Genomic DNA, 20723 nt, shown 5'->3' with positions numbered 1-20723 from the left:
CCTTTATTTTTTATTCGCGTTTGTTTGCAAACGTTCTATCTTGGTGAATACGGCCTGAGCTACCTCGTCAGGCAGCCGTGCCTCTACCGGTAAATACCACCAGTTATCTTGTGCGATCCCTTGGTATTTTACCGCATCTTTTTCTGTCATCAGCAAATGTTGCCCCTTCTTGCTCAACCTGTCCAGCTCGTCGGCGTTGAGGGTTTGATGATCATTAATTCCTTGGCTGTGAACGGGTGTTACGCCCATTTGCTGCAAGGTATTAAAAAAGCGTGGTGGATGGCCAATCCCGGCGACTGCCACCACTTGCGGTAGCATTGAGGCTTGACAGCGTTGTCCCGTACGTAGATTAACGGCCAAGCCAGGCACCAGGTGCATCCCCCACTCTTGGCCTTGTGGTCTCCCACCGTTAGTGACCAACATATCGACGCTCTCAAGCCTATCGAGTGATTCGCGCAACGGCCCCAAAGGTAGATAATGACCGTTACCAAACCGGCGCTGGCCATCAATGATCACGATCTCTATGTCTCTTTCAAGCTGGTAGTGCTGGAGACCATCATCTGTGATCACAATATCGACACCTTCTTGCAGGATACGTTTAACCGCCTCGCTGCGGTTGGGGTCGACACAGACAGGAACTTGGGTGCGACGTGCTATCAAAACCGGCTCATCCCCCGCCGTGCGCGGTGGCGTGGTTTGGCTGAGTAAGAGTGGATAGTGCTCAGATTTACCGCCATACCCGCGTGACACCACCCCTGGACGGTAACCATGCGCTTTTAGTTGTTCCACCAACCAAATCACAAACGGGGTTTTGCCATTGCCGCCAATCATGATGTTCCCCACCACGATAACCGGCACTGGCGCCGAATAGCGCTGTGTTTTGCCGCGCAGATATTGACGCCGACGATGGCGCGCTATCATGCCAAACAACGCACTAAACGGTCTTAATAATACCGACCATAGCGGGCGTTGATGACCAAACCACAGTTGCTCTAGCATGCTCAGTCACCAAACTGAATACGGTGAAGCTGCGCATAGGCTCCCTCACGTTCAAGAAGCGCTTGATGACTGCCTCGCTCGACAATCTCACCTTCATCCACAACCAAAATTTGATCAGCATCTTCAATGGTCGACAGACGATGGGCGATCACCAACACGGTACGGTTTTTTTGCAATTCATCCAGCGCCGCCTGAATAGCGCGCTCCGACTCTGTATCCAGTGCCGACGTTGCCTCATCCAGGATCAAGACGGGCGCATTACGTAACAAGGCACGTGCGATGGCTAAACGTTGGCGTTGTCCGCCAGACAGGCTGACGCCGTTTTCACCAATCATGGTGTCATAGCCATGGTCGAGTCCGCGGATAAAATCATCGGCATAAGCAAGTTTCGCGGCGTGCTCGACTTGCTCACGGCTATACTTATCTTCTGCGGCATACGCGATGTTATTCGCGACCGTGTCATTAAACAGATGAACGTTTTGCGACACCACCGCGACATGCTGACGCAAATTACCTAGGGTATAGTCCTCAATCGGTACGCCATCGAGCGTAATCACACCACTGTCTAGTTCATAAAAACGGGTTAACAGGTTAGCAATGGTGCTTTTTCCTGACCCTGAACGCCCAACCAAGGCCAGCGTCTGCCCTGCTGGCAATTCAAAGCTCACATGGTTGAGGGCCGGCGCATCTCGAGTGGGATAGGTGAAGACCACATCCTCAACCTTAATGTCGCCACTCACTTGCTCCACCGCGTGTGTCCCGGTGTCTTTTTCGGTCTCCAGCTCCATCAGATTAAATAAACTGTGGCAAGCCGCCATCCCGCGTTGGAACTGAGAGGTCACGTTGGTCAAGGATTTAAGTGGGCGCATCAGACCAAACATGGCACCAAACACCACCGCAAAGGTACCTGCAGTTAGCTCAGAGCGAATCGCCTCTGTGTTGGCCAAAATCAACACCACCACCAATGCCATTGACGCAATCAACTGGATCACTGGGTTGGCAATCGCTTGTGCGGACACCAGCTTCATGGTCTGCTGACGCATACGGTTACTGACTTTCTCAAAACGTGTCTTTTCAACGTCTTGTCCACCGTAACTAAGCACCACTTTGTGCCCTTTGAGCATTTGCTCGGCGGAGCTAGTCACCGACCCCATTGCATCTTGCATATTGGAAGAAATGCGACGGAAGCGCTTAGAGACGATGCGGATAGAAATCGCGACCACCGGCGCAATCACCAGAAGAATGGCGGAGAGCTGCCAGCTTGACCAAAACATCAACGCCATCAAACCGATGATGGATGCCCCTTCGCGCACCAAACTGACCAACGCGCTACTGGTCGCTGACGCCACTTGTTCTGAGTCATACGTAATCCGAGAAAGCAGTGCCCCGGACGACTCTTGGTCAAAAAAGCTGACGGGCATTTTCATAAAGTGATTGAACATCCGGCGGCGCATGGTCATCACCACATGACCCGACACCCAAGATAAGCAATAAGCGGACACAAAGCTCGACAAGCCACGTATCACCATGAGTGCGACCAAATAGACAGGCATCCATTTGAGGAAATCGCCTTTGACATCATCATAGGTAAAGCCTTGATCAAGCAACGGCTTCAGCATTGAGAGCATCAGGGTGTCACTGGCGGCATTAATCACCAAGGCGATAATGGCAACAATGAGCCCTACTTTATAGTTGGCAATGTAGGGCCACAGCTGCTTAAACGTCTGCCAGGTCGTTTTATCTTGATATTCGCTCATTAAAATCGTTTAGATGTGTTAAACAGACGGGCATTCTACTCTTTTACAAGTCCGCGTCCAAATATACTGGCCGACGTTTAAACATCTGACGATACCAATAATCGCTGCGATCCTGCCGCCAACGTGTTAACTGCCAACCAGAGCCGACACTCTGCCAACGCACTTGGCCATTCGCCGCCGTATCAAGCCAGGTGATACCGGCGTTTTGATAGGCCAATTTCACCTCTGGTGACGGAAGCTGCCATGGATTAAGGAGCCCGGTTGACGCCACGCCCCAAACGGGATCAACGGCGCGAATAAACGCGGAGGAAGACGAAGACGTACTACCATGGTGGGGCACCAAAATGATGTCACTATCAAGTGCCTTCTTGTCGGTCAGAGACGCCAACAAATCAGCCTCCCCGCTGGCTTCTATATCGCCAGTGAGCAACACGCTACGCCCATCGCCAGACAATCGGATCACACAGGAATCATCATTATCAGCACGCTGCTTTTGTGCCGGAGGCCAGAGTACCGAAAAGGTGAGTCCTTGCCAGCGCCAACGCTCGCCGGCCACACAGGCTTGATACCCAACCCGACGCTCACTGGCGCGGCGCCACTGTGGTGAATAGGTATCAGACAAAAACGTCGCGCCACCATCATGATCACTGTCGCCATGACTGAGAATGAGGCCATCTAACTGTCTAATTTGCCGATGTGTCAGAATCGGCGCGATAACCGCCTGAGCAATGCCACCCACCTGCCAGCGGTTGCCAGTGTCATAGAGCACCGCGCGGTTATTCTTACTGATCAATACCGCCAACCCATGCCCGACGTCCAACACATCAATTTGCCAGTTGACTGGTTTAGGGTCTCGCCAAGCTACCACGGCTGCGACAAGGACCAGCATCACCGCCTTTAAACGATGCCAATGCCACCCGTAGAGTCCCCAAGCGAGCACCATCGCCGATATTGCCCAGCCTGCCGAGGTGACAGGGGCGGGTAACCAGGTGTCCGCCGCCTGATCGGCCAGTGCCATCACCGGTTGAAGGCTGGCATTTGCCCCGTCCCACACCCAATCTGCGACACGGGAAAGCGATAAACTCTCACTCAGCAGGCCGACAAAGACCAGCGGTACGGTCACCATACCCACCCAAGGCACCGCTACGAGGTTAATGGGCGTGGCAGCGGCGCTGATCCCTGCAAATAACCCTAGCTGCAAAGGAAGCATTCCTACCAATAGAATCAATTGTATGCCGATAAGCTGCTTGATAGGACGAAGCCAAGGCCGTGTTTGTTTTCGACCCTCAGTGGTGTGAGCAAGTGTGTAATGCGCCATGCATAAGGCCCCCACGGCGGCAAATGAGAGCCAAAAACTCATTGAGAAACCGGCGAAAGGGTCGCGGAGCAATACCAATAATAAGGTTAACTGCAACAGATTCAGCGGCGAAATCCGCGCTCCCAAGCGCTTACTGATCGAGACCAGCATCAAGGCAATGAGCGCCCGTTGAGTGGGCAGTGCAAACCCGGCTAATGCCGCATAGAGCGACGCCACCCCAACAGCAACGTACAAAGGCAACCATAAAAACAGGCGTCGTTCTGGGAGAAAGACGCGCGCCCAACGGCCGATTTGCCACCCTATTCCGTAGGCCAAACCAATATGCAACCCTGAAATAGCCATCAAATGCGCCAAACCACTGTGCGTCAGCGTATCCCAGTGCGCTGGGGTTAACCACCCTCGCTCGCCAAGGCTCAATGCCAATAAATGCGGCCCATAGGACAGTGTTGATAAAGCGGGACTAAGCGTATCGAGTAGTTGTTGACGCCAACTCACTTGCTCAGTCAATTGCGTTGCTTCTTTTAGCCGAGCTTTGGCATGTACTCGCCGTGCAACATAATATTTTTCAGCATCAAAACCTGCCTCGTTTAATCGCCCATAAGGCGGCTTAAACGTTACCACCAATTGCCAGCGCTCGCCTTGCTTAGGATACGGGGGAGATTGCCAATAAACACGCACTCGGGCTGAGCGAAAAGGCGGCAATCTTGTGTGATTAATTTTATCGGCGTCAAAAATAATCGCTTGCGCCCCCTTTTTTGCGCTGAAAAGGGTGCCCACTGTCCCACTGATTGTAGTATCCTCTTGGTGTGAAATGACGTGGATCACGTCGGCTTGATACAAGTTTGCGGACAATACAGTCCAAGTGAGTCCTAACGCGCTTCCAGCAAGCCACCACCAACGTCTTTTCCACCCAACAAAGAAGACGATCACTGTCATGATGCAGACCCAAATTGGCGGTAATATTGGCCACCAAGGTAGCGACAGCACGGCCAGTGCGGCAGTCAATGTAAAGGTCAGCGTCATTGCGTAATTTCCAGGTAATGTAAACAGGTATGCCTAAGAAGTTTTTCCAACGCTATATGCCCAAGCGTGAAACATTGCGCGACAATAAGGCACTCAGGGTGTTTGGTAGCCTGTTGCATGATCCCAACTTATGGTGCCTTAACCGCCGGTCGGCTTCCGGTGCCTTTGCCGTCGGCCTGTTTATGGCATTTGTCCCCCTACCAAGCCAAATGATCATGGCTGCCGGCCTAGCGATTCTGTTTGGGGTCAACCTGCCGCTTGCCGTCGCGTTAGTATGGGTAAGCAACCCCATCACCATGCCGGTGCTTTTTTATCTTGCTTATAAGCTCGGCACCTGGATGATGAACAGTCCCCCATACCCGTTCCACTTTGAACTATCGTGGCATTACTTGGCGGAGCAAATGAGCCACATCGGCCCACCGTTTTTATTAGGCTGCGCCACCAGCGGACTGGTGATGGCTGTCATCGGCTATTTCACCGTACGTGGCATCTGGCGCTATTCTGTGGTCAGAAGCTGGGAAAAACGTAAGTTACGCTTGCCTAAGAAAATTAAAGAAGTGTTGCCTAACCCAAACAAGCCCTCTTAAATCGTCCTGATTTAATCTACGCGAGGCATCAAACGCGTCCAAACGCCGTCAGGCAGAAGTGCGATTCAGGCGTCAGCGCCGCGTATACACATGATATTCCCTGCAGGGTTCAACGAGGCAGATCAAAAAGAGCCCATTGTCGGGCTCTTGGTTTTTATAAAATAAAGCGTATCAGTGACCAAAGCATACCAAGCGATATGGCCACTATTTGGCACTCAACACCGCGGCTGGCTCGAGCTGACAGGCTCTTCGGGCTGGATACCAAGCGGCAAGCAAACTAAGCAGTATGGCCGTGGTACTCACCAGTATGACATCGGCGGCATGCAGCTCACTGGGTAAGAAATTAATAAAGTACACATCCCCTGATAAAAAGCGATGCCCGAGCCACTGTTCGACCTGAGACAATATCGCCGTGAGGTGAGTGGCGAGGGTGACCCCCAATAGACTGCCCAACACACTGCCTAAGGCACCAGAAAAGAGCCCATACCAAATAAAGATGCGGCGGATCAGTCGATCGTCCGCCCCCATGGTGCGCAAAATAGCAATGTCAGCAGCTCGGTCTTTTACCGACATCATCAAGGTTGAAACCACATTAAAACAGGCCACGCCGATCACTAACACCATCACCAAATACATGATGGTTCGCACCAACTGAATATCCCGATATAAATAACCGAACTCACTCGTCCAGTCTTTTAGATACACATAAGTGGTTAGCGTTTGGCCGACTTCATGCACAATCTGACGGGCCTGCAACACCGGAGACACCTTTAGAGACACACCGGTCACTGACTGTCCTATTTGCATAATAGTTTGCGCGTCCTGAAGTCGCATCAGGGCCAATGAATGGTCGATTTGTCCACCGAGACGCAACAGTCCAGCCACTTGCATTCTCACTCGCTTCGGGGCGCGCAATGCAAGTTGGCTATCCGTCGCGGGAACCATGACCGTTAACCAATCGCCTTGACTGACGCCCAACTTCGCCGCCACGCCTTGTCCCAACACAATCTGCGACTGCCCAGCTGGCAAGCTCTCCCAGCCACCTTCAATATAATCACCAATGCGACTCACGGTTTGCTCATCATCCGGATCGACAGCGCGAATTTGCGCAGGTTGCAGTGCAGAGCCATGCTCCATCAACACCGTCATCTCAACATAGGGAGCCGCAGCCTCGACATTGGGATGCTGCTCAGTCTGACGTTTGACCTGTTGCCAGTTATCGATAGGGCCATTGACACCAAACACTTGTGCATGCGGTACCACAGACAGTACACGTTGATTCAGTTCACGCTCAAAGCCGTTCATCGCAGACAGACCCACAATGATCACCATCACCCCCACCGCAATCCCGATCACTGACGATAAGGAAATAAAAGAGACCAAGCGATTGCGTTGTCTGGCGCGACTAAAACGACGACCGATGGCCAACGATAAAGGCTTCATGCTCCCTCCTGCCCCAGCAACTGGCCGTCTTGCATGGTCAGTTGACGATCCAATTTTGCTGCCAGCTCACCGTCATGGGTTACCACTAAAAAGGCCGTGCCATGTTGGGCATTTAACTGGCGCATCAAATCGTAGATTTCGAGCGCAGTGGTATGATCCAAGTTGCCGGTTGGCTCATCGGCCAGTACCAACTTGGGTTCATTGACTAATGCACGTGCAATGGCCACACGCTGCCGTTCGCCACCTGATAGCTCTGCCGGGCGATGGCTGAGCCGGTGTCCGACCCCTACCGCGTTGAGCATGGCCGTCGCACGTTCAGACGCGGCGCTGTGGCTCATTTTGTTGATCAAAAGCGGCATCATCACATTTTCCAGCGCGGTGAAATCGGCGAGCAAATGGTGGAATTGATAAACAAACCCAAGCGTTTGATTGCGCAGCTTTGCTTGCTGCTTGGCCGTCATCGCATTGACCGCCTCACCCTCAATCCACACATCACCTTCCGAGGGCAAATCGAGTGTCCCTAAGGTGTGTAATAATGTACTTTTCCCCGAGCCAGAGGAGCCCACTATCGCCACCAGCTCTCCCGGGGCAATGGTCAAGGAAACATCGTTTAACACGCAGGTCGGCTGTCCGCCCTCTTGATACGTTTTACTGACGCGGTGACAGGACAACAAAGATTTACTCATAACGCAGTGCCTCAGCAGGGTGAACAGATGCCGCTTTAAACGCAGGAAATAGCGTGGCTAGCACACTTAGCACGACCGCTAAGCCTAATACCATCGCCACATGAAAAGGATTAATAACCACAGGTAACGCTAGGCCGTTACCCAGCAGACTCACACCAAAAATAGACATGATTTCATTGATGTATGCCGATAGGAGCACACCGAGCACGCCACCTACTGCAGCGCCCAGCACACCACTCAAACTGCCTTGGGCAATAAAGACAGCAACAATGTCTTTATCTTGCATCCCAAGAGTTTTTAAAATCGCGACCTCAGATTGTTTCTCCATGACCACCATGATCAGCGCGGAAATAATGTTAAACGCGGCGACAATCACAATCAGGCTGAGCATCAAGCTCATCATGTTCTTTTCCATTTTTACCGCTTGAAACAGCTCGCCGCGCCAAACACGCCAATCCGCCCACGTATCGGGATCGGCGTGTGTCTTTAATTGGGTAATGGCAAATGGATCATCTAAAAACAGGCGTAAATCGTTGGCTTGAGACGGTGATACCCCACTGAGTCTCGCCACATCGTCGATGTTAGCCAGCATTAATTGCCCGTCGACATCCGTCCCTGTGTGAAAGATACCCGCCACCGTAAATAAGCGCTGTGCGGGGATCCGACCTATCGGTGTAAAACGACTCGCACTGGTTACCATCACGCGGACAGCATCCCCGACGCGAAGTTGTAACTCAGAGGCCATGCTACGCCCAATGATCACTTGATAGCGCCCGGCTGCCAGTGCCGACAGTTCACCTTGTAATAGGTGGGAAGCCAAAGGCTCATGTGCACTGGGGTCGATGCCCTCTAACAAGCCGGCGCTTAAGCCTTTGCGGCTTTGAATCACGGCATCCGTGGTTTGTATCGGTGCCGTATCAATCACGTGAGGCCAACGCTCAATCGCGGTTTGATCTGGGTTTGCTTGCCCGTTGGCAATAATCGCGTGAGGCAACACGCCGAGAATTCGGCCTTTCAGCTGAGCTTCAAAGCCATTCATCACTGACGAGACGGTGATCAACGCCATCACGCCAATGGCAATGCCTGCCGTCGACATCGAGGAGACGAAGCGTCCAAAACGGTCGGCTGAGCGGCCGCGTAAGTATCGCAAGCCAATAAACACCGACAAGGGTTGAAACATAGCGCACCTAGCTTATTGTTTTGATTCGCTGCAAGCATACCTGTCCAATGGGGGGACGCCAAGCCGACCTTGTACGAAAGGCACCATTGTCACCCCAATTAACGCCTCACCGCCCCCAGAAACTGCGACTGATCTTTACCTCTTGCCAAGGGTGCGTGATAATCATTAATACAACTGCAATCTAAGGCACAGTGATGAGCCAAGACGAATATTTTTCTGTGCGAGCGGCGATTCGCATTAATGTTGAGCCTCTTGCTGACAATCAAGCCCAGCCAGATGCGCAGGCTTTTACCGCCGAAATCCCGGCACCTTTTCGCCTGGCGAGTCAATGCGGCCAGCTCGATAGCGACGTAGAAAAAGATCTTAAAGCGATCGATCCGGAGGATGCCTCTGCGTTATTCCGGGTGCTGCAGGCGCAAAACGAAAAAATGACACTGATGATGGGCTATATGCTCAGCCACGAAGATCAGCCCGACCATCGCTTTGTGACACACGCCTTTGGGGCGAGCAGTTTTTCTTATCATAGTCATTCGCCGCTTAAAAAAGGCGTGCACGCGCGGGTGAAGTTGTTTCTCGATTATCCGCCGACGGCCATCTATTGCTACGGCGTCGTGACGAGATGCGAGCCTCACACCGACAGCGATCAAGAAAACCCTGACTATGTGATCCAAATTCAGTACACGCGTTTATTGGAAGAAGACCGCGACACGCTCATTCGTGCGGCGCTGCATCATCAGCAAAAACTACTAAAAAAGCGTGCACGAAACCGAAAACAATCAAGCAGTTAAACTCATGACCCAACAACCGCTCTATGCTTTTACCCTGCCCTCAGGGCCAGGCGACGTCAAACATCTTGGTAATTTATCAGGGGCTGCGTTACCGCTAGCCATTGCGACGCTCACCCAGCAACACGCCGGTCCGGTGTTCCTTTTGGTGCCCGACAACCAGACTGCGGTGCGTTTGCAGCCCGCCATTCGTCAATTTACCCAGGGTAACTGCGACCTCCTGCCTGATTGGGAAACCCTGCCTTACGACAGTTTTTCTCCCCATCAGGATATTATTTCCGCGCGTTTGTCTTGCCTGTATCAGCTTCCTCATCAACAAGACGGGGTACTCATTGCGCCCGCGAGCACCGCATTACAGCGCGTGACGCCGCGACATTTTCTCCATCAACATGCCTTAATGGTGAAAAAAGGCGATATCTTATCGCTTGAGAAGTTGCGTGATCAGCTGACAGACGCCGGCTACCGCCACGTTGACCAAGTGATGGAGCATGGCGAGTTTGCGAGCAGAGGCTCGATTCTCGACTTGTTCCCAATGGGCAGTGACGAACCTTACCGGATCGATTTTTTCGATGATGAAGTCGATACCATTCGCCAATTTGATCCAGAAAACCAACGCTCCACGGGTGAGCTAGAACAGATCCAGCTATTACCCGCGCATGAATTCCCCACCGATGACGCGGCAGTGGAATATTTCCGAGGCCGTTTTCGCGAGCATTTTGAGGCGCGCCGAGAGCCAGAATCTATTTACCAACAAGTGAGTAAAAAAACCTGGCCGGCTGGGATTGAATACTGGCTGCCACTGTTTTTTGAACACACCGAAACCTTGTTCGATTACTTACCGAACAACACCTTGGTTTTATCGGTCGGGGATATTGACAGTGCGATTGACCATTTCCAAGCCGACGTGGCAACCCGCTATGATCAACGACGTGTCGACCCGCTTCGCCCACTGTTACCCCCCGAGGCGTTGTGGCTCAGTAAAGAGCGCTTACACACCACCTTAAAGCAGTACCCTCGCTTAAAGCTAGAAAGTGACAGCGTCACAGAAAAAGCGGGGCGAGAAAACCTCGACATTGCGCCGCTGCCAACGTTGACGGTCAATCACCAAGCCAAGGAGCCCCTCGCGGCGCTACGCCAATTTAGTGAGCAATTTAGCGGCACCCTGGTTTTCTCAGTCGAATCGGAAGGACGACGCGAGGCCCTGCTGGATCTTCTCGCCCAAGCCAAAATTCGTCCCATGGTGGCCGACGGCTTGCAAGAAGCTTTGTCGCAACCCGGCCGATTTGGCTTAATCATCGGCCCGGTTGACCAAGGCTTTATTGATAACACCCGACAATTTGCCCTAATTTGTGAAAGCGACATGTTTGGTGAGCGCGCGGTGCAGCAGCGCCGGCGCGATAAACGCAAGCAAAGTGTCAGCAGCGATGCGGTGATCAGAAGCTTGGCGGAGCTAAAACCCGGCCAGCCCGTTGTCCATCTCGAGCATGGTATTGGTCGCTACCAAGGCTTACAAACTCTGGAAGCGGGTGGGCTCAAAACAGAGTACATGACGCTCGAATACCAGCAAGGCGCCAAGTTATATGTTCCGGTTGGCGCCTTACACCTGATTAGTCGCTATTCTGGCGGCGCAGAAGATGCCGCTCCCGTACATAAGCTTGGCGGAGAAGCCTGGGAGAAAGCACGCCGCCGCGCCGCAGAGAAAGTGCGTGATGTCGCCGCTGAGCTACTCGATGTGTATGCCAAACGAGAGACCAAGCCTGGCTTTGCGTTTAGCCATGACAAAGACGCCTATCGCGCTTTCCGGGCGACTTTCCCGTTTGAAGAAACCAGTGATCAATCACAAGCGATCAACGCGGTGCTTTCCGATATGTGTCGCCCCATTGCCATGGATCGCTTGGTATGTGGCGATGTCGGCTTTGGTAAAACCGAAGTGGCCATGCGTGCCGCCTTCTTAGCGGTCAATAACAGCAAGCAAGTTGCCGTGTTAGTCCCCACCACCTTGCTGGCGCAACAGCATTTCGAGAATTTCCGCGACCGCTTTGCTAACCTTCCCGTCCGGGTGGAGGTGTTGTCACGCTTTAAGTCTGCAAAAGAGCAAAAAGCAATTTTGGCCGATTGTGAAGCGGGTAAGGTCGATATTCTGATTGGCACCCATAAGTTACTGCAATCGGATGTGAAGCTACGCGACCTCGGTTTATTGATTGTTGATGAGGAGCACCGGTTTGGGGTTCGCCAGAAAGAGAAAATTAAGGCGATGCGAGCCAACGTAGATATTCTCACATTAACCGCCACGCCGATCCCCAGAACACTGAATATGGCGATGAGTGGCATGCGCGATCTCTCGATTATCGCCACCCCACCGTCACGCCGCCTCGCGGTGAAAACCTTTGTCCGTGAACGCGAAGATACCCTAATTAAAGAGTCATTGCTGCGTGAGATTATGCGCGGTGGCCAGGTATACTTTTTACACAATGATATCGAGACCATAGAAAAAACGGCGAATGAAATCAGTGAAATGATCCCAGAAGCACGCGTGACCGTGGCCCATGGCCAAATGCGCGAACGTGAGCTAGAAAAGATCATGAGCGATTTCTACCATCAACGATACAACGTGCTGGTATGTACCACTATTATCGAAACCGGTATCGATATTCCCTCAGCCAACACCATTATTATTGATCGCGCCGATCACTTTGGCCTCGCACAACTCCACCAGCTGCGTGGCCGTGTCGGTCGCTCGCACCACCAGGCCTATGCGTATCTGCTGACCCCCCATCCAAAACGGATGACCAAAGATGCGGTGAAACGACTGGACGCCATTGCCTCGCTCGAAGACCTTGGCGCTGGCTTTACCCTCGCGACCCAAGATCTAGAAATACGCGGCGCCGGCGAGCTACTCGGTGACGAGCAAAGTGGTCAAATCCAATCGGTCGGTTTCACCCTGTACATGGATATGCTTGAGCAAGCCGTCGAGGCACTAAAAGAAGGCAAAGAGCCGAGCTTAGATGTATTGCTGAATGAACAAACAGACATTGAGCTGCGTTTGCCTGCGCTGTTACCGGATGATTATATTCCCGATATCAATATGCGTTTATCGATGTATAAACGCATTGCCAGCGCTAAGTCCAACGATGATATTAATGAGCTGCAAGTTGAGCTGATAGACCGCTTTGGTCTGCTGCCTGACGCCACCAAAAACCTTCTTCATATCCAGCAGCTCAAGATACGCGCCGCGGCATTAGGGGTGAAAAAGATCGAAGCCAGTGATCGTGGCGGCATGGTCGAGTTTCATGAGGACGCGCAAATTGATCCCGGATTCTTGGTCGGGCTGTTACAATCGCGGCCAGACAAGTATAAATTTGACGGGCCAACCAAAATTAAGTTTATCGAAAGTCTCACCGATCGACGGGAGCGGATGAACTTTATTGATGAGCTGTTGACTCAATTTGCAAGTCACCAACTGGTCGCATAATGGCTTGCCAAAGAAAACGGAGTAACCTGTGAAAAATCATTCATGTCACCCACCAGGCTGGCTAGTACGCTATACCAAGCAGAGCCTTTGGGCGTTGCTACTGATCTCACTTAGCCAACCGGTTTTAGCTAAGCGACTTTATGATGTCGAATTGATTGTGTTTAAGCGCAACCAAGACCCTGCTAGCGTGGAGGAAAGCTGGCCAGCACAAACCGATATGGGATCGGTACGTCGTGCAACGCCTGTGACGAACAACAGCGCACTACAAAATGCAGGACTGACCCCACTACCTCGTAGTCAATGGCAGCTGACAAATGCCTACAATAAACTGTCTAACCATGCGGGCTTTACGCCCATGGTGCATGTTGCATGGCGTCAAGATGACAGTGGCCGCGCTGCCCTGCCTTTGCTGCGTGTCAGTGCCGGAAAAGACTATCGCGACCGTTTTAATCCAGACGGTACGCCAGTGACAGCGCAAGCCACCCCGTCAAGCAATACAGCGTCAGATAGCGAACAAGCGTGGGATGAGCAGGCGCTTGAAACCGCGCCCCCTCCGCCCCCTCGCCAGCCCCTCTATGAGCTAGATGGCACACTGCGCGTCTACGTCCAGCATTACTTGTTCGTCGAGGCCGACATGGTGCTACGAGAGCCAAGCGAGCGGCGCGCACTGGTGGAAGACGTGGTCAATATGCCACTGCAAACCACAGATGCGCAGCAAGGGGCCTCATCAAACACGAATAACGTGCAAGTCGCGGGCCTAGAAAAGGTGAAGAAGCAGTACCACATCGAGCGCTTTTTGCAGCCCTATGCATTCACGCACAAACGACGGATGCGCAGTGGCGAAATTCACTATTTGGATAACCCCATGATGGGAATGATTATTCAAGTACGCAAAGCGAACTAGCCTGCTCACCAGATATCCGCTCACGCCTTGTCATCACTCACGATGACAAGGCGCTTTTCTATTCGTCACTTTCATGTAAAAGATAAAGATATCAATTTCATCAATTGTGGCTATTGATGCCACATTCAATTAAAAAGCCTTTATTGCTATTTATAATCGCCGCCCGGCAGCCACACTCATTGATTAAGTCTCATTTATCGGTGAATTGGCCTATGAATATGTGTTTCCCGCCTGCTCTCGTTCAATACCGCAATACAGTCACTTTGGTTGCGCTTCTTATCTTAGCTGGCTGCACGTCCCAACCCTCTCAGCAACTGGTCAAAGACTATGCGCAACAGTCCATCAAGGTGCATCACACCGTTGAATCTGTCTACGTTAGCGCGAAACAGGCGCGTGTTGACGCGATTCTATCGCGTGCAGTGCGCGATGGGCTTCCGGCTTCCAAACTCAAGATCACACCAATTGCCGATACCGGACAACAACAAGCCCTCGCCGATCTCGTCCGCTACAGCCAGCTTCTCTCCGCACTCGCCACCGAGGATCACAATGCGCGAATCGACCAGGCATCTGAGCAACTACATGACACCCTGAGCTCTCTTCGCGACAATCCTTTTGTTCACGACATTAAGTCGGTGGAAGACGCTGATATCGCGATTGTCTCGACCGGTATCAATGCACTCGGCCGCGCAATGAGCGATACAACGCGTCATCGACAATTGCTGGCCGTAATGGACGCAGGACAACCCGTGATACAGCAAACTATTGCGCGTCTTCGTCAAGATCTCCCCCATTGGCAAATGGCAACCCGGGTCGCTTTAAATCAAGCCCTATCGATTCGTATGCAACTGCTAAACAACCCGAATCGCTGCCAGCAACGTCGCGAGACGCGCTGCATCACCTTCCATACGTCTTATGATCAGCGGCTTAAAGCCTACCGCCATGCTTATCACACCAAACAAAAGCTACTGGGACTGAATGCCTACTTTGCACGCTTAGATCGTACCTTATCGGACTATGTGGCCATGCATAACGCAATCATTGATTCACTCCGTCTAGATAATACCGCCTCTTTGCAAGGCGCCCGCCGTGCGATTGAGATCACCAAGCACCACCTTGATGCGCTTAACGACTTTCAACAGCAGCTAGAGGAGTGACCATGAGCCCCAACGAAACAAGCTATCACCTACTGAAATCGAATTACGACAGCCTCGACCGGTTTTTGAGTCAAACATTGATTGGGCCACAACTGGAACCATTGCAACGAAAAAGAGAACAGCTAGGCGAGCAACTTTATCACTATCATACCAGCATGATTGCCTTGCATAGCGACCAGTTTGAGCAGGATGCGCACGCGCTGGATCGCCTTATCACCCATGCACGCCAAGCACAAAAAGTGATTGATGAGGCAGAAGAGACCATAGAGCACGTGGCAAAAATCGGTAACGCCATTGATAAGGTATTGGCGCAGTTGGCTAAGGTAATCTAAAACAAAAAAAACCGGCCAACAGCCGGTTTTCTCATTAATCTTCAGCAAAAAGGTACCGCATTATGCGCTGTTTTTCGTACCCTTTGGTCGCGCACGACGGGGTTTGTTAGCCGAATTGGCCTCACCGCGCGCTCGCGACGTATTACCCGCCACTGGCTTACCGCCGCTTGGTTTGTCGGTATGGCGACGATTTTTCCCTACCGGCTTGTGGCCACGTGCATTGTCACCAGAGCGTTGACCGTCCTGACGCGGTTTATTCTTTTTCGGCTTCTTGGGCTTGATCGGACGCGTGTCGAGTTTAGACTCTGGCACTGGATTCGCCACCGGAAAGTCCGCCAAGCTATGGCGCGGGAGAACCTGTTTAATCAAACGTTCAATGGCAAACAAATCTTTGGCTTCATCAGCGCACACCAAAGACACGGCATTGCCTACCGCCCCCGCGCGACCGGTGCGACCAATACGGTGAACATAATCTTCCGCCACATGAGGTAAATCGAAGTTCACCACTTGTGGCAATTGGGCAATATCAATACCACGCGCTGCGATATCCGTTGCCACCAACACTCGCACGTCACCGGTTTTGAATTGTTCAAGTGCTTTGGTGCGTGCGCCTTGGCTCTTGTTACCATGAATGGCGGCGGCACTTACGCCGTACTCATCCAGATAACGCGACAAGCGGTTGGCGCCGTGCTTGGTTTTGCTAAACACCAGCACCTGTTGCCAGTTATTGTCAGCAATCAAAGAAAGCAGCATCGCGGGCTTTTTCTTTTTATCAACCGGATAAATGCACTGCTCCACCCCTGTCGCGGTTTGGTTCGCAGGGCTCACCGAGATCTCAACCGGATTATTCACCAGCTCTTTCGCTAGCTGGCGGATGTCAGCCGAGAAAGTGGCAGAGAACAGCAAGTTTTGACGCTTGGCTGGCAACAGTCCCAAGATCTTACGAATATCACGAATAAACCCCATGTCTAGCATGCGATCAGCTTCATCCAGCACCAGCACTTCCAGCTGAGAAAAACGCACCGCATTTTGCTGATACAGATCCAATAAACGCCCTGGCGTCGCCACCAGCACATCAGCGCCTTTGCGAAGCTTCATCATCTGCGGGTTTATCTTCACCCCGCCAAATACCACCATAGAGCTCAGCGATGTATGCTGGCTGTACTGCTCAACATTTTTATGCACTTGGGCGGCAAGCTCACGCGTTGGGGTCAGAATCAGGGTGCGAACGTGGTTAGGTCGCGCGCGTTTACCTGCTTGTAAACGCTCTAAAATAGGCAAAGTAAAGCCTGCGGTTTTGCCCGTCCCGGTTTGCGCGGCCGCCATCACGTCTTGCCCTTCAATCACCGCTGGAATCGCTTTTTCCTGAATCGGTGAGGGTGTGGTATAGCCTTGCTCTTCTACGGCTTTTAATAGTGGTGCAGATAGTCCTAAAGAGGAGAAACTCATCAATTGATCTCAATAAATTAAAAATGTCGTCACAGGCCGCATGGCCCATCACTTAGGGTCATGAATATCAATATCGTGGTATGAGAAAAACTCGGCGTCAGGAGGGTTGCTCTAGAAGTGATATCAATAATCTTGATTGCGGGGCTATTGTGACGCCTTTCATGTCAGGCGGCAACCACTATCATGCAAAATGCCAGCTCATTCCAGTGCTAACCGGCACGAGCTGGCAACATCACTTAATCGTCAAACGGCTGAGGCACTGGGGTATCAGCGTTGGAAGGTGGAAGTGTCGGCAAGTCAAAGCTCGGCTGATCGCCAGTCAATGTGAGCAAGAACGCCACAATCTTCGCATTTTCATCATCGGTAAACTTACGACCTAATTGCAGACGTCCCATAATGTCGACCGCCTCTGTTAACGTTTGCGCTTCACCGTCATGGAAATACGGATAGGTTAATTCCACATTACGTAGCGTCGGCACCTTGAACATAAAGCGATCCGCGTCTTTACCCGTCACCGCAATACGCCCTTCGACGGGATTCTCAGTTTGATAAGGTTCAAGCAAGCCCATTTTCTGGAACGAGGTACCACCTAACGCACTGCCGTTATGGCATGCCACGCACCCTGACTCGACAAACAGACGATAACCCGCCAACTCATAATCACTGATCGCAGAATCATCCCCCATTAACCACTGATCGAAAGGAGAGTTGGGCGTGACCAAGGTACGCTCAAACTCGGCAATAGCATCCGTCACGTGCTCAATCGTGATCTCCGTGACACCAAACACTTGATTGAATTCACGCACATATTGCGGAATGGACTGCAGAACATCGATGGCGAGTACATGGTTCGACGCCATCTCTCCTGGATTCGCGATCGGCCCGCCGGCCTGCTCTTGCAAATCAGACGCGCGACCGTCCCAAAATTGAGCAATAGACAAGCTAGAGTTCAAAACGGTAGGCGAATTAATCGGGCCTTGTTGCCAATTATGACCAATCGACGTTTTTAGGTTATCACTGCCACCCATGCTGAGGTTATGGCAGGAATTACACGAAATGAAGCCAGACTTAGATAGCCGTGGATCAAAAAACAGTTTCTTACCAAGCTCGGCTTTTCCGATATGGATCTCTTCTGGCGGGGTAATCGGCGAGACGGGTTCGTTGCGGGGTAATGCTGATGCAACCTGACTCGCTATAAGTCCGGTAGCGACAATAACCGTCTTAATGATTGAACGCATTGCTCCTCCTGATGATATTTTTTTATTTAGTCACCACTAATGTAAAATAGTCACCCATCAAGACTTGTGCGAGTATAATGTCTACCTTTATTGACTACGATCAATAAAGACCGAGGCATGCCCCGGTCTTATCGTTTAATGTCGCGGTGCCTGATTCAGGCGCAACGTTTAGTGCAACTTTAGACTCGGACGCAACACGCGGTTAATCCGCCCAACCAGCATCATCAAACCGGTTTTGACATAACCGTGCAACGCAATTTGGTGCATCCGGTATAGGGAGATATAAACCATGCGAGCAATCCGGCCCTCAATCATCATCGAGCCTTTGGTCAGGTTACCCATCAAGCTACCCACGGTAGAAAAGCGGCTGAGTGAGACTAACGAACCGTGGTCTTTAAACACATACGGCTTCAGTTCACGCCCATTCAACTTCGCCACAATGTTACTAAAACAGCGACTGGCCATCTGATGCGCAGATTGTGCACGCGGCGGTACTTTGCTGCCGTCTTCTTGCGTGCACGCCGCACAGTCACCGATCACAAAGATATCGTCATCACGGGTAGTCTGCAGGGTATTTTTCACTTCCAACTGATTGATACGGTTTGTTTCTAAACCGGCGATCTCTTTCAAAAAGTCAGGCGCTTTAATGCCAGCGGCCCACACCATAATATCAGCATGAATGCGCTCGCCTTCTTTGGTTTCTAGCCCTTCTTCATCGGCCTTGGTGACAAAGGTATTGGTTTTCACCTTCACACCTAACTTTAATAATTCTTGATGTGCGGCACTAGAAATGCGTGGCGGCAATGCGGGTAATATCCGCTCACCAGCTTCAACCAAGGTCACGTTCAGTTTCGAGTTATCTAAATCACGGAAGCCATAATTCCGCAGTTCTTTAATCGCGTTGTGTAGTTCGGCAGACAGCTCCACCCCGGTGGCACCGGCCCCGACAATGGCGATATCGACACTGCCTTGGCCGTGTTTGGCGTGCAATCGCATGAATTCGTTGTTCATCTCACGACGGAAACGATGCGCCTGCTTAGGGTTATCGAGGAAAATGCAATTGTCCCGTACCCCTGGCGTATTGAAATCATTCGACGTTGAGCCAATCGCCATCACCAAGATGTCGTAATCCAACTCACGCTCAGGCATCAACAGTTCGTTGTTTTCATCATACATGGGCGCTAGCGTGATCACTTTCTGGTCACGATCAATGTCCCACAGCGTGCCCATTTGAAAGTCAAAACCATGGTTTTTAGCATGCGCACGGTAACTGAGCGCATCGACGCCTTCGTCCATCGACCCTGTCGCGACTTCGTGTAACAACGGCTTCCAAAGGTGGCTGCTATTTTTGTCCACCAAGGTAATCTCTGCTCGGCGCTTGCGGCCTAACGTGCGGCCCAGCTTGGTTGCAAGCTCAAGCCCGCCTGCACCGCCACCGACAACGATAATTTTGGTCACTTCTACATCCTTACCTAACTAAAAAAATACACGCTAGCCGCCCATCGGCGACTGGCTAAAACTGGCACTCATTGGCATTTTGTCAGTAACTAACAACATCTGTTGCGTATTCTGCGTTCTTTTTTATTGGATTGTTCGTCAACGCAAGGCTCTATTTTGCCGTAAAACGACAATTACTTCGAGCCTTGTCTGCGCTTAATTAATGGATTACATGTAGGAAAATTACACCAAATGCTCGCAACACTGTGGTTACGAGCATGGCATTAGGCCGATTGTTTAAACTCGGCAATGGCTTGTAGGTGGGCGGAGAGATTTTTAAATTTGTGGCTTTGTTTTTCATCCCAACGTACGGGATAAAACGGAGACAGCAGATGGTAGCTACGTTGACTGTCTAACACATCATCTTCTCGCGACAAAATGACCAACGCGCGCTGCTGATTACGTTGGCGAAAATCGGTAACGCATTTCGTGGCAATGTCTTCATACTCTTCCGGACGGTCGATTTTGCCCTGCATGTTTTCATAAGGATGAAGGTTGGGGTTAATGATCACCTGCTTAATGCCACACAGAAAGCCAATGCGCTCAGACCAATAAGCACCAAGCCCCACGCCGCAAATCAAAGGGGCTGGATCACTGCTTGCTTCAATTTGCGTCTGAACTTGTTTCAGCAGGTGTTGCATATCGTGCTTGGGGTGCATGGTGCTGTAGTTGATGGTGCGCACATCGTCATCGACAAATTGAAGCTGCAGCACCTTTTCATGGTTGCCTGGGCTCGTGGCATCGAAACCGTGAAGATATATGATCATGTAAAGCCATCCTTGGTTGTCGCAAAGCTGTGACCCTTATCAATAGCATAGCCCTCCGGACAGAAAAATGAGCAAGATCACCCTAGAAATAATCAGGGTATTTGACCCGCCACGATGTCACACCTCGTCCCG

The 20723-nt window shown here is 51.6% G+C and carries 16 protein-coding genes; 6 read left to right on the top strand and 10 right to left on the bottom strand.

Annotation, left to right across the window (positions count from 1 at the left end; translation table 11 throughout):
* Window positions 1-3: 3 nt before the first annotated feature.
* From lpxK to WN56_RS00660, 3 genes are read right to left on the bottom strand one after another with little or no spacing between them, the layout of a single operon-like run.
* Window positions 4-999, bottom strand: a complete 996-nt coding sequence (gene lpxK, locus WN56_RS00670; RefSeq protein WP_082084400.1) for a tetraacyldisaccharide 4'-kinase — start codon at window positions 997-999, stop codon at window positions 4-6.
* 2 nt (window positions 1000-1001) lie between these two features.
* The gene (gene msbA / locus WN56_RS00665; protein ID WP_046073142.1) at window positions 1002-2756 is read right to left on the bottom strand and encodes a lipid A ABC transporter ATP-binding protein/permease MsbA; all 1755 of its coding nucleotides are present in this window, start codon (window positions 2754-2756) and stop codon (window positions 1002-1004) included.
* Between the two features lie 43 nt (window positions 2757-2799).
* On the bottom strand, window positions 2800-5010 hold the full coding sequence (locus tag WN56_RS00660) for a DNA internalization-related competence protein ComEC/Rec2 (protein ID WP_052707979.1): 2211 nt from the start codon (window positions 5008-5010) through the stop codon (window positions 2800-2802).
* Window positions 5011-5126: 116 nt separating this feature from the next.
* Here WN56_RS00660 and WN56_RS00655 point away from each other — a divergent pair, with 116 nt between their 5' ends.
* On the top strand, window positions 5127-5684 hold the full coding sequence (locus WN56_RS00655) for a DUF2062 domain-containing protein (protein ID WP_046073140.1): 558 nt from the start codon (window positions 5127-5129) through the stop codon (window positions 5682-5684).
* Between the two features lie 204 nt (window positions 5685-5888).
* On the opposite strand, the gene lolE is transcribed toward WN56_RS00655, so the two are convergent.
* Genes lolE through WN56_RS00640 form a run of 3 tightly spaced genes read right to left on the bottom strand, consistent with a single transcriptional unit; the run spans window position 5889 to window position 8993 of the window.
* On the bottom strand, window positions 5889-7127 hold the full coding sequence (lolE, locus tag WN56_RS00650) for a lipoprotein-releasing ABC transporter permease subunit LolE (protein WP_046073139.1): 1239 nt from the start codon (window positions 7125-7127) through the stop codon (window positions 5889-5891).
* A complete protein-coding gene (gene lolD, locus WN56_RS00645) occupies window positions 7124-7813 on the bottom strand; it encodes a lipoprotein-releasing ABC transporter ATP-binding protein LolD (protein ID WP_046073138.1) in 690 nt (229 codons plus the stop codon). The genes lolE and lolD overlap by 4 nt, the downstream gene beginning before the upstream one ends.
* Window positions 7806-8993 carry a lipoprotein-releasing ABC transporter permease subunit gene (locus tag WN56_RS00640; protein ID WP_046073137.1) on the bottom strand — a complete coding sequence of 396 codons (1188 nt, stop codon included), beginning with the start codon at window positions 8991-8993 and terminating at the stop codon, window positions 7806-7808. Before WN56_RS00640 ends, lolD begins: the two co-directional genes overlap by 8 nt.
* A gap of 194 nt (window positions 8994-9187) precedes the next feature.
* On the opposite strand from WN56_RS00640, the gene WN56_RS00635 reads away from it, so the two are divergent.
* The 5 genes from WN56_RS00635 to WN56_RS00615 all read left to right on the top strand — a co-directional run bounded on the left by WN56_RS00635 (window position 9188) and on the right by WN56_RS00615 (window position 15640).
* Window positions 9188-9781, top strand: coding sequence for a hypothetical protein (locus WN56_RS00635; protein ID WP_046073136.1), 594 nt, complete (start codon window positions 9188-9190; stop codon window positions 9779-9781).
* A gap of 4 nt (window positions 9782-9785) precedes the next feature.
* Window positions 9786-13250, top strand: a complete 3465-nt coding sequence (mfd, locus tag WN56_RS00630; RefSeq protein WP_046073135.1) for a transcription-repair coupling factor — start codon at window positions 9786-9788, stop codon at window positions 13248-13250.
* A gap of 28 nt (window positions 13251-13278) precedes the next feature.
* Window positions 13279-14154 carry a peptidoglycan binding protein CsiV gene (locus tag WN56_RS00625; RefSeq protein ID WP_046073134.1) on the top strand — a complete coding sequence of 292 codons (876 nt, stop codon included), beginning with the start codon at window positions 13279-13281 and terminating at the stop codon, window positions 14152-14154.
* 212 nt (window positions 14155-14366) lie between these two features.
* The gene (locus WN56_RS00620) at window positions 14367-15308 is read left to right on the top strand and encodes a hypothetical protein (RefSeq protein ID WP_156146646.1); all 942 of its coding nucleotides are present in this window, start codon (window positions 14367-14369) and stop codon (window positions 15306-15308) included.
* 2 nt (window positions 15309-15310) lie between these two features.
* A complete protein-coding gene (locus WN56_RS00615) occupies window positions 15311-15640 on the top strand; it encodes a hypothetical protein (protein ID WP_046073132.1) in 330 nt (109 codons plus the stop codon).
* A gap of 60 nt (window positions 15641-15700) precedes the next feature.
* On the opposite strand, the gene WN56_RS00610 is transcribed toward WN56_RS00615, so the two are convergent.
* The 4 genes from WN56_RS00610 to ycfP all read right to left on the bottom strand — a co-directional run bounded on the left by WN56_RS00610 (window position 15701) and on the right by ycfP (window position 20591).
* Window positions 15701-17089 carry a DEAD/DEAH box helicase gene (locus WN56_RS00610; RefSeq protein ID WP_046073131.1) on the bottom strand — a complete coding sequence of 463 codons (1389 nt, stop codon included), beginning with the start codon at window positions 17087-17089 and terminating at the stop codon, window positions 15701-15703.
* A 236-nt stretch (window positions 17090-17325) separates the two neighbouring features.
* The gene (locus tag WN56_RS00605; RefSeq protein WP_369795683.1) at window positions 17326-18315 is read right to left on the bottom strand and encodes a cytochrome-c peroxidase; all 990 of its coding nucleotides are present in this window, start codon (window positions 18313-18315) and stop codon (window positions 17326-17328) included.
* Between the two features lie 180 nt (window positions 18316-18495).
* Window positions 18496-19785 carry an NAD(P)/FAD-dependent oxidoreductase gene (locus WN56_RS00600; RefSeq protein ID WP_046073129.1) on the bottom strand — a complete coding sequence of 430 codons (1290 nt, stop codon included), beginning with the start codon at window positions 19783-19785 and terminating at the stop codon, window positions 18496-18498.
* A 263-nt stretch (window positions 19786-20048) separates the two neighbouring features.
* On the bottom strand, window positions 20049-20591 hold the full coding sequence (gene ycfP, locus WN56_RS00595) for an alpha/beta hydrolase YcfP (RefSeq protein WP_046073128.1): 543 nt from the start codon (window positions 20589-20591) through the stop codon (window positions 20049-20051).
* Between the last annotated feature and the right edge of the window lie 132 nt (window positions 20592-20723).

It is taken from the genome of Salinivibrio sp. KP-1 (genome assembly GCF_000968645.1).
In the GTDB taxonomy this organism is placed as follows: Bacteria; Pseudomonadota; Gammaproteobacteria; order Enterobacterales; family Vibrionaceae; genus Salinivibrio; species Salinivibrio siamensis.
Note: the sequence above shows the minus strand (reverse complement) of the source record. Positions and strands in the feature narration are given on the sequence as shown.